We start from the raw sequence: 10,691 nt of genomic DNA on the forward strand, positions 1-10,691 counted from the left end.
AAGGCAGTTTATGACCGCTCAGTATATATATTGTCGCGAAAATATCGAATATTGAACAAGAAATTATGAATAATGAAATTTGCTGATCACAAAAATTGCTCAGAGTCATCTTTTTACTTCAAAATTCAGTATTAATAAATAGTGCCTCTTAGAAAACTATCTATATTTTGAATAAATTTTAAAAATAATGAAGATACTAAAATTAGGATTTAATTATGGCTGAAAAGTTTGCTGTGAAAATCGGTGTTTATGGAATATCCCAGAAATCTGTATTTATTGTCCAAGTGTGTATCTCACACTAAATCCGCCATTTGTAAAAGCTGTAGGATAGCTTGTAGAAATAACAGGTTTTGTAACATTTCTATTAAAAAATAATCTAAATGTTAAATTATCATTTACCACATAATCAATTACAGGTTTAATCGTAAGCATGTGATTACCACCTACCGACTCACTTCCTTTTCCATCTAATCTGGTACTGGTAGATCTGTTGTTTTTTAATGTAAAATCAAATCTAAAGTTTAAATCATTTTCAAGTAATGCAGGTTTTCCTTTTACTTTAAAAGGTAATTTTATTTCTCTTGCTCTGTAGCCAATTCCTATGGTAAAGTCTCGGTTTCTTACTTCTGTCATCTGAAAATTTGAGAAACTAAATCCTATTGTTCTGCTTGCCCTGTACTCAATACGAGATGTCCAATTATTTTCCCAGTTTATATCAATTCCTAATAAAGGACTAAGTTGTTCTGATATTGTTATTTGTTGTATTCTATATTCAGTAGTCAGGTTTTCGCCTCTTATCCAGCTTTGATTTTCAGAATAATCAAGGTTGGAAGTAAAATTACTAATTGTATAGGTTGACCTATAAGAATGATTAATATTAATGTTTTTCACAAAATCTTTAAAAATATCTAATTTACCAAGTCCATTATAAGTAAGTCTCCAGTTAGGAGCAGGAATTTTTCTTAATGGATTAATGCTATATGTTGAAGCATTTTGGTTAGAATAAGCAGAAAGGAAAGCCGGAATTATAACATCCTGTGATGTTCCCGAATATCCTTTTGGAAAATGTGTGCTGTCGTCAATTACATAACTTCCAAAATAATCTTGTGATAAACGCTGAGCGATAACAAAACGATTATTTAAAAATTGCTCATAAACTTCAGAAATTTCTTCGTCCCATTTTCCTTTTAGTGCTGTAGGAAAGCTCCAAAACGATATACTATAGCTTCCATTTTCAACAGGACTCCTAAGTGTATGTTGTTCAAGATTTTCGTCATAATTAAAAATTCCTTGAGTGTTGTGAACCTCTCTTCTTGTCATGTCAACGTTTATCTTAAAACCCTTTACAGGTTCAATGTTTGCCTGTAAAGTTATGTTTTCTGTACTTGATGCACTGTAAAGAGAACTCAATAATGGGTCAACACTTAACCATCCGTTTTGTCCAGCCATCCATTTAAAATTAGTGTCTTGAATACCAACAATAAATGGCAATCCGGGAGCATTTAAGTTCCAATTATTTCCAATAAATTGAGGATCTTCAGAGAAGCCGGGTAAAGTTGTTCCATTATTTAATGTATAATTTATACTGATATTTCGTAAGCTCATCATTACTCTTAATACACCTTCAATTGTTTTAACAAAGCCTTCATTCATGTCAACATCGTCCTCTTTCATTTTTTCTTCTTTTTCGCCATCTTCTTCAGCCTCTTTTTCTTTTGTACCTTTCACTTTTTTAGTTTTTCCTTTTTCCTCTTCTTTTAGTTTCTTAAATTTCTTTTTTCGCATTTTGTCAACATTGCTTTTTCCTCTATTTATTGTTTTCAAAAATGGGACTTTTGAATATAAAGATACAAAATTCAATTGACTGTTTACCTGAAATGTTTGTGAGTTTTGAATTGTATTACCGAGTGAATCATTTGTTGGTGGAGCTTCTTGCCAATTATAGCTTCCTGTGTAATTTGCCCGTGCAGACATCCAGTTTAGCATTGGTAATTTCCTTAATGGAACATCATAAGTAAGATTTACTTTTTGATTAAGATTCTTTTTCTTTCCGAAAGTCATAAAACTTTCCATGAGTTGTTCTTTTGATTCTCCAGTAATGGCTCCTGCTGGCTCTTGGAAGTAGGCATCAATATTAGTATTGTAAGAAAAGCGTAGAGATCTGGAAAGGTTATGACGATAATCAAAAGTACGTTTCATTGTAAAATTTTTGTCATAAATTGGTTTTACAATAGTTCTTGTATTTCCAGTATTTCTATATAAAATTTCACTGTATCGTCTGTCTATTTGTGTTTTAAAAGAAAATGCTTGTGGTAGTAAACCAACATTAAAATCAGTTATTAGTTTCAGATGTTTTGATCTTGAAAGTTTTTTGAAGGGTGTTATTGATTTTTGCTTAAAAGTATAATTATAATTCAGGATAAATTGCTGACTCTTTTTAAAACTACTTTCGGTATTAATATCTCTTTTAAACATATCAGAATAAACATAAGAAAGAAGGAAGTTTTCAATATCATAAAAATGTGCTTTTCCACCACTCTTACGCATTTTTTGAACATTCATAAAATTAATACTTCGTCTTTCTGTAAAGGTTTCAACAGCATGTAGTATTGAATCTTTATCTTCTTTGTTTTCTTTTGCAATTTTAAGCCTTGTTTCAAGTAAAATATCGGGAGCCAAAGGATTGTATTGGGGGCGAACACTTTGCATTGAATAGTTGTAATACATTGGAATTCGGACACTTGCTTTTTTAGGAAAAAGTTTTCCAAGCTCAAGAAATGTTTGAACATCAAAACCTTTAGAATTTTCTTTGCTTCTTTCTTGTAATTTTTGTTCCAGCCCGCCAAAACCAACAGTGGTAATATTACCTGAGGCAGTTATTTTTCCAAAATCAGCTAATTTTGTTGTTGCACGTCCTATTGCTGCCCATCCACCTTTTTCATTAAAATCAGTTACTCGTAATTCATTTATCCAAACAATACCACAATGAGAATAACCAATATCATTGGGGTTCCAAGGGTCATTTTTTGATGGGTTTCTTACTCCAATCATTATAACCTTTACATTACTCAAGTCAGGATTTCCTTTAACCGTAATTTTTCCTTTTCCTTTTGAATCCATTTGTGAAAAAGGTAAATTAATTGAAGCCCCTGATGATGTTTCACGATATTGCTTTACAACAAAAAACTCTTGAAATTCAATGTCTATTTCATTTGCTTCTTTCCATATTTCAGGAGGATTATTTTTAACATTACTGTCTGTTGGGTCTAACGGAATTTCGTATTCGTAATAATTACTGCTAAAGTCTGTACCCATTCGTATAAATAACGAAAGGTCTCCTTTTTTAAGTTCTTGTCCTTGACTTGATTCGGCATGAACAAACATTTTTAATCTTTTATAAGTTCTAAGATCAAAGGAGGTGTTTTTATATGCAGCTTTTGCTTCTCCATCGCTCAAACATGTAGAGAATGATAATGATTGCTCATTTTGTTCAAGAAGTTCTGTGTATGAATAGTCAACTTCTCTTTCAATTCCGGGGGGAAGAACATAAGGTATAGGTTCTCTTAATCCATTTGCTTCAATGTTAACGGTTGAAATATTAAAATTTGAAGTGTTAATTGGATCATTTCCTGTATATTCGGAAGGAGAATTTAAATCATAAAGATATTTTCGCCAATCACCTCGTACTAATTGCAACCTTGCAAAACGACAAACAACAGGTTCATTAAAGTTGCTCATTATTAAACGCATAAATCGTATTGATTTAAAATCACGAATTTGTCCGATACGTTTTTCATAAGAACGAACGGGTATTTTAAATTGATACCAAGTAACTACATCTGATGTTCCGTCTTTAAGTTTTACCGTTGCATGAATTTTATCAACGATATTATTTTGTCCAACAGTCATTGATGGATCATTTTTGGGTTTGATTTTTATGGCGTATTGATAATATGATTCTATTTCATTTAATGTGTAATCATTATTAATGTCCTCAACATTGGGGCTTAAGGAACCTGATGAAGTAAATTTATCACCTGCGTTCGGTACTGGTGAGTTATTTTCTGAATTTATATAATATTTATACCTGTCAACAATATTTGCATCGGCACTATCTAAGTCGTCTCCTCTGAAAAAATGATAATTATCTCCCGATGGATCTTTGTAAATATCGTTATAAGCTTTTGTTGTTAAGCGTGTTTGAAGATTATCTAAAAAAGTGTTTTTATGAAATATTCGTTCTTGTTCATCACTTAGTCCATCATATCCAATATCCTGATATTTTCGTGATTCGGGGTCATTGTTAAATGCATAGTTTATGGGTGTTATTGAAGGTACATATCCCCATACGGTTTTTAATGAATTGGTAGTATCTGTTTGGCTGTCCTCCGGGAATCCATTTTCAAAAGTTTTAATTCCATCTTTAATAATATCTTCTGAAACATTTCCAAGATGAATATAAATAATTCCACCTTCAGGTGGATTGTCGGGAAAATCAGCATAGGGGTCCATTAGCCAAAATTCCAAATACTCAATGTTTGCAGCTTCAAAATCACTTGTTTCTATTGCTCTCATTATTCCAGCCCAGTTCAATTCGGAATTTTCTAAAAAACCGTCATTATCAATACTGTTTGCATCAAAATTATAAGCACCTCTTTCGTTAGGGAAGTATGCGAGGTCAAAGGTCCTTAAAGTCTGGGGAACACCATTTGACAATTGTTTATTTCTAAAGACTTCATTTATTAATACCTCTCTCATACTGTGTTTAGAAAGCATGTCATTATCAATATTATCTGGAGTATATGAATTGCTACGAAAAAACATATCATCAATTATGTACCACGATAATCTGGCACGACCATAATTGTATTTTAAATCATTAGAAAGACCGCCATAAGGAAAAAGATTGTTTTGTCCTTTTGGTGTACTTGCTAAAACCCAATACGCACCGGTTCTTAAATCATAAGGTACTTCGCTTCCTTCAAAGTCATCAAGGTATGACGTTCCGTTTGGACCAATTACTTTTGGATGTCCGGGAAATAATTGAGCGAATTCTCCTGACAAAAGTATTTCAGATTTTGCTTTTGTTTCTATAAGTGGAAGTTTATCAACCATTTTTGTAAGGAATCTGGAGTCTGTTCTGTATGTTCCGTCTAATCCAACAATCACATTACTAAGTGGTTCATCACCAATGTTTACTTTCTGAGTCATTGGTTTTTCTTTCAAATACAAAAAGGTACTTCCCAAATTAAAATCTTCATTAAAGCGATAATCAAGTCTTGTTCCTATTAAAGATTTTTGTTGAATTTGGAAAAATGTATTACTTTCTGCGGATATTTTTATGGGTTGTCCTGAGTTTAAAACACTTTGATTTATAATTTTTACTCGTCCCAAAGTATAGTCAACAGTATAGTCAACATTTTCTTGAAGTTGCATTCCTCCTGCAGAAACTGTTACTGAACCTTCGGGGATATTAATTGCATTTAATGAAATTTCAGAACCTGATGCTCCCAGATAAAAACCTCTGAGGTAAAACTTGTCAAACTGTTTAAGCTGTTCTGCCTGAACTTTTGTAGAATCATAAATAGCATTAAAAACGTATTTGTCGGCAAGTGCATCATTTTCAAATTTGTTACGTAATGTTTTTCCAAAAGGTTCAAGGTAAGGGAAAATAATTTTACCGGGACCTGTTAAAATTGTTCTGCCGTCTAAAAAGTCAAATACACCATCAGCAGACAATTCGTTTTGACTATTTAGCCTATCTAGTCCAAGCACTTGTAATAAAAACTGATTTGATAATTCTGTTTCTGAATTTTCCGGGATATAATTTAAGTTTGCCCCTGTTTTATCGTCTTCATAAATTACTTCAAGTCTGAATTCGTTTGATTGAATTTGTGAAGAACCGAGACTGTAAATGTTTTTCATCATCAAGTCCCACATTGGAATATCTGTACGAGAAGATGTGCTTTTTAACATTTTTACAAAAAGGACATTTGGATTGCTAGGGTTTGGAGGTATATCTTGAGCAAATTCACCGATTTGTTTTCTTGCACCGTTTATGGTGTATTCATAAGTTACAGCAAGAGCATATCCTGGATTTAATCGTTGATTTAAAGAAATGTAACCTAATTGTGAATTTATTGAATATTCATTTTTGTCTAATTTGCGAGCATTATCAATTTTTAAGTAATCTTTGCCATTAAAAACATTATACGGAGCATTATTTAAGTCTGACAGTTTCAAGCTAACGGTAGCATTTTCTCTATAAGCAGGATCTGATTTTAGATTTTCATACAAAGTATTTGCATCATTGTCGGGAAAGTCAGACTTGTGTGTTATAAAATTGCCGGGTAATGGATTGTCGGGATGAGAGTTCCATGGATTTACTTCACCAAGGTCAGAAAATGCTACAATGTTACGTACATCACGGTGATCACCGGTTTTATTAATAACCCACACTTCTACTTTAGTAATTTGAACACCTGAAGTTATTACAGGTAATCTTTCTAAAGCTTTTTCATATTGATTTCTAAAATATTGATTTAAAAAGAAGTGTTTGTTATCATCATATTCTAATGCTGAAATACTGTATTGAGTTTTTTGTGCTCCATTTTCAAGAGTTATTTCTTTCTTCTCACTTTTTTTCTGTGAAAACACTGTTGTTACTGTCATTTTTCCAAACTGCAACTTTGTTTTTATTCCAAAGAGACTTCTACTTCCGGTAATAAGTGTTCCTTTTATTGGCAATGTTACGTTACCTGCTTCAAGTAGTTTTACGATGTCATCTTCCTTACCTTCAAATCTAAGTTTTATTTCGTTGTCAAAATCAAAACTGCTTTCTGTATCGTATCCTATTCCCAATCCAATTTTGTCACCAATGTTTCCGCGAACATTCAATTTTATTTTTTGATCAAATTTAAATTGTCCTGTTCTTTGTTGCCTTAACGACCATGAAGGATTTTCCACTTTGTTGTGATCATAAGAAAAGATTAGTTCAGCAGAACCTTGTGGTTTGATGTCAATTCCTCCTCCAATAATGTCTTCAATTATTTCAGGGGTTTTAATGTTTAAATTTGGTATTAATCCACTTGATTCACCTTGTAAAAAGTTCTGTGCTTTTGATCTTTCTTTGAAATAATCTTTTTGAAATAGTTTATTACTTTCTCTAATGTATTCACTTAAAGAATATTTTTGTTCAACTCCAATTTTTAATCCGTTAATTGTTTTGTAAGTGGAATAATAATTTAAAGTTGAATCAAGGTTTAAGTGAGTTTCAAAAATACTTGGTGTTTCAAAATCTAGAGAACTGCTTTTTTCTCCACTTAAGGGGTCTTGCGATTTGTCTTTAATAGGGTATTTTAAGGTGTCTTTTTTGTTTGATGAAGAATCATCTAAAAAGGAGGTGTTTGGGCTTTTTAAATCATAATTTTTATTTATGTGAGTGTATCCCAAAGAAACAAACAAAGAAAGTAAAATTACAATCAACACAGTAGGAAATGGATGGAAAAACCTTTTTATCATTGTCAAATTCGCTTCTTCAAATATTTTAATTACAACCTTTTTAATGAGAGTTTAATAATTTCTTCAACAGTTAATGTTTCGGCTTTATTCTCTCTTACAACTTTTCTCACAACTTTTTCAGCATCATGCTTTTTAAATCCCAGCATAGACAAAGCTCCAATTGCTTCTTCAAAAGATGAATCGGGTAAATTTAATCCAATAATTTGTTCATCAGTTTTTTTCTTAAATGTATCTTGCAATTCAATAATCATTCTTTGTGCTGTTTTTGAGCCAATGCCTTTTATTGATTTTAACAACGCAACATCTCCTTTTATTATTGCCTCGCTTAGTTCATTTGTTGCTAAGGATGACAATATTAGAATTGCGGTGTTTGTGCCAATTCCTGAAACAGAAATTAGACTTTTAAAAATCTCTCTTTCCTCTGTTGTAAAAAAGCCATACAAAATATGAGCGTCTTCTTTTATTGTCAGGTGAATTAGTAATTTAATTTTTTTCGCACCTGCAATTTTTTCGTGTGTTGATAAGGGAACATTTATTTTATATGCAATCCCCCCAACATCAATAACAGTGTATGTTGGGGTTTGTTTTGCAATTATTCCTTCTATATATTCATACATATTTTTTATTTTTCCTGTTCTTGATATTGGGCATCAATAACAGCAACAGTTGCCATATTAACAATTTCTTCAACAGTACTGCCCATTTGCAAAATATGTACAGGTTTTTTTATTCCGTTAAGAACAGGACCAATAGCATTATTATGACTCATTTCCTGAATAAGTTTATAAGCAATATTTCCTGCAGATAAATATGGGAATATTAAAGTATTTGTTGGTTTGTCAATTAATTTTGAAAATGGAAAATTCTCTTTAAGTAGTTCATTATTAACAGCAAAATTTGCTTGTATATCACCATCAACAATAAGGTCAGGATGGTTTTTTTGTAATAATTCAGTAGTGTCTTTAACGAGAGTTGGAATTCTTCCATTGTGTGAACCAAAATTTGAATACGATAACATTGCTATTCTTGGTTCATATCCAAATTTTTTGACTGCCTCAGCAGTATCAAGTGTAATATCGTACAAATCTTGTACTGAAGGATTCATATTAATTGTAGTATCGGCAAAAAAGATAGGACCTTTTTCTGTTAACATGATATACATTCCTGAAACCAGTCTTGAATTTTTTCCAATAATCTGTAATGCAGGCTTTACTGTGTTTGGGTAAGTTGTTGTAAGACCTGAAAGCATTGCATCTGCATACCCATTTTTTACTAATTTTGGTCCAAAATAATTTCTATGTCTCATTTGGTCTCTTGCAAATTGAAGTGTAATGCCTTTTCTTTTTCTACATTCATAAAAATCTTTAGCAAACTCTTCTACTCTTTTTGCTTCTTTTTCTGACCTTGGATTAATTATTTCAACACCATTAATTTCTAATTTATTTTCTTTGATAATTTTTCTGATCTTTTTCTCTTCACCGAGTAAAATCGGAATTGCAATCTCTTCATTGTTTACAATTTCAGCTGCCTTTAATATTTTATAATTTTCGGCTTCTGCAAAAACAAGACGTTTAGGATTTCTTCTTGCTCTGGATTTAATATTTCGGATAAAGGCTGAACCTTTTCCTATTCGGCTTTCTAATTCAATACTATACTTATTCCAATCTTTTATTGGTTCTTTTGCTACACCTGTATCCATTGCTGCTTTTGCAACTGCCATAGAAACATCTACTATTAATCTATGGTCAAAAGGTTTGGGGATAATATAATCCCTTCCAAAACTTATATTTTTTTCTCCATAAGCAATATTAACTTCTTCCGGTACTGGTTTTTTTGCTAGCTCTGCCAATGCTTTGATAGCAGCAACTTTCATCTCTTCATTTATTGTTGTAGCTCTAACATCCAATGCACCTCTAAAAATAAATGGAAAACCAAGAACATTATTTATCTGATTTGGATAATCGGATCTACCGGTTGCCATAATAAGGCTATCTACTGCATCTTGTGCATCTTCGTAACTTATTTCAGGATTAGGATTAGCCATGGCAAATATTATCGGGTCATGAGCCATAGATTTAACCATTTCTTTTGTAAGAATGTTTCCTTTAGATAAACCAAGAAATACATCAGCATCTTTAACAGCTTCTTTTAGAGTTTTTATCTTCCTTGTTGTTATAAATTGTTTTTTATATTTATTTAAATCTTTTCTTTCATCTGTTATAGCACCTTTGCTATCAAGCATTACAATATTTTCCTTTTTAACACCAATTTTTATACACAATTTAGAACATGAAATTGCAGCAGCACCTGCACCATTTACAACCATTTTAAGCTCACTAATTTTTTTCCCAACAATTTCACTGGCATTCAACAGAGCAGCAGATGAAATTATTGCTGTGCCGTGTTGGTCATCATGCATTACAGGGATATCAAGAGCCTCCTTTACTCTTTCTTCAATTTCGAAACACTCAGGTGCTTTTATATCTTCAAGGTTTATTCCTCCAAATGTTACAGAAATAAGTTTACAAGTTTCAACAAATTTGTCAATATCTTTTGTGTCAACTTCTATATCAAAAACATCAATATCGGAAAATGTTTTAAACAATAATCCTTTTCCTTCCATAACGGGTTTGGAGGCATCAGCTCCAATGTCTCCTAATCCTAACACTGCTGTTCCATTGCTAATAACTGCAACAAGATTTCCTTTTGCGGTATATTTATAAACGTCATCTTTATTGTCTGCAATTTTAAGACAAGGAACTGCTACACCGGGAGTGTATGCTAATGCCAAATCTCTCTGACTATTAGTTGGGGTAGTTGCTATAACTTCAATTTTCCCTGGTTTACCTTTTGAATGATAATCCAATGCATCTTTATCTGTGAATTTTTTAGCCATAATATTTTATTTTTTATTAATTTTTTATAACAATATTTAACAGGAATCATTTTAATTCCTTAAAAATTTCGACACAAAATTAATCAATGTAAATCAAAACAACAAATAAAAAAATATTCTTATTTGTTAAAGACTTTTTCTTGATAATAGGGGGGTTCTATAAATACATTTCTTTTAAGAAACAAAGATAATGAATAAGATGCAAGGCACAAATTTTTCTGAATAGCCGTCCGCGTGTCGCTGAAGCTTTAGCGGAGGCACAAGCTATTGAGAA

Annotated in this window: 3 protein-coding genes; all 3 read right to left on the bottom strand. The window is 31.8% G+C overall.

From position 1 onward, the window contains the following. Positions 1 to 273: 273 nt before the first annotated feature. Genes sprA through U9R42_05005 form a run of 3 tightly spaced genes read right to left on the bottom strand, consistent with a single transcriptional unit; the run spans position 274 to position 10,417 of the window. The gene (gene sprA / locus U9R42_04995) at positions 274 to 7,521 is read right to left on the bottom strand and encodes a cell surface protein SprA (GenBank protein ID MEA3495374.1); all 7,248 of its coding nucleotides are present in this window, start codon (positions 7,519 to 7,521) and stop codon (positions 274 to 276) included. Between the two features lie 29 nt (positions 7,522 to 7,550). Continuing rightward, positions 7,551 to 8,138 (bottom strand): Holliday junction branch migration protein RuvA, encoded by a 588-nt coding sequence (ruvA, locus tag U9R42_05000; protein ID MEA3495375.1) that lies wholly within the window; start codon positions 8,136 to 8,138, stop codon positions 7,551 to 7,553. Between the two features lie 5 nt (positions 8,139 to 8,143). Continuing rightward, complete coding sequence (locus U9R42_05005; protein ID MEA3495376.1) at positions 8,144 to 10,417, bottom strand: NADP-dependent malic enzyme; 2,274 nt, start codon at positions 10,415 to 10,417, stop codon at positions 8,144 to 8,146. Between the last annotated feature and the right edge of the window lie 274 nt (positions 10,418 to 10,691).

Source organism: Bacteroidota bacterium (assembly GCA_034723125.1).
Taxonomy (GTDB): Bacteria; Bacteroidota; Bacteroidia; order CAILMK01; family JAAYUY01; genus JAYEOP01.

Coding starts and splice junctions, on each gene's coding strand:
- U9R42_05005 (MEA3495376.1), bottom strand. CDS start 10,417: ATGGCTAAAAAATTCACAGATAAAGATGCATTGGATTATCATTCAAAA.
- sprA (MEA3495374.1), bottom strand. CDS start 7,521: ATGATAAAAAGGTTTTTCCATCCATTTCCTACTGTGTTGATTGTAATT.
- ruvA (MEA3495375.1), bottom strand. CDS start 8,138: ATGTATGAATATATAGAAGGAATAATTGCAAAACAAACCCCAACATAC.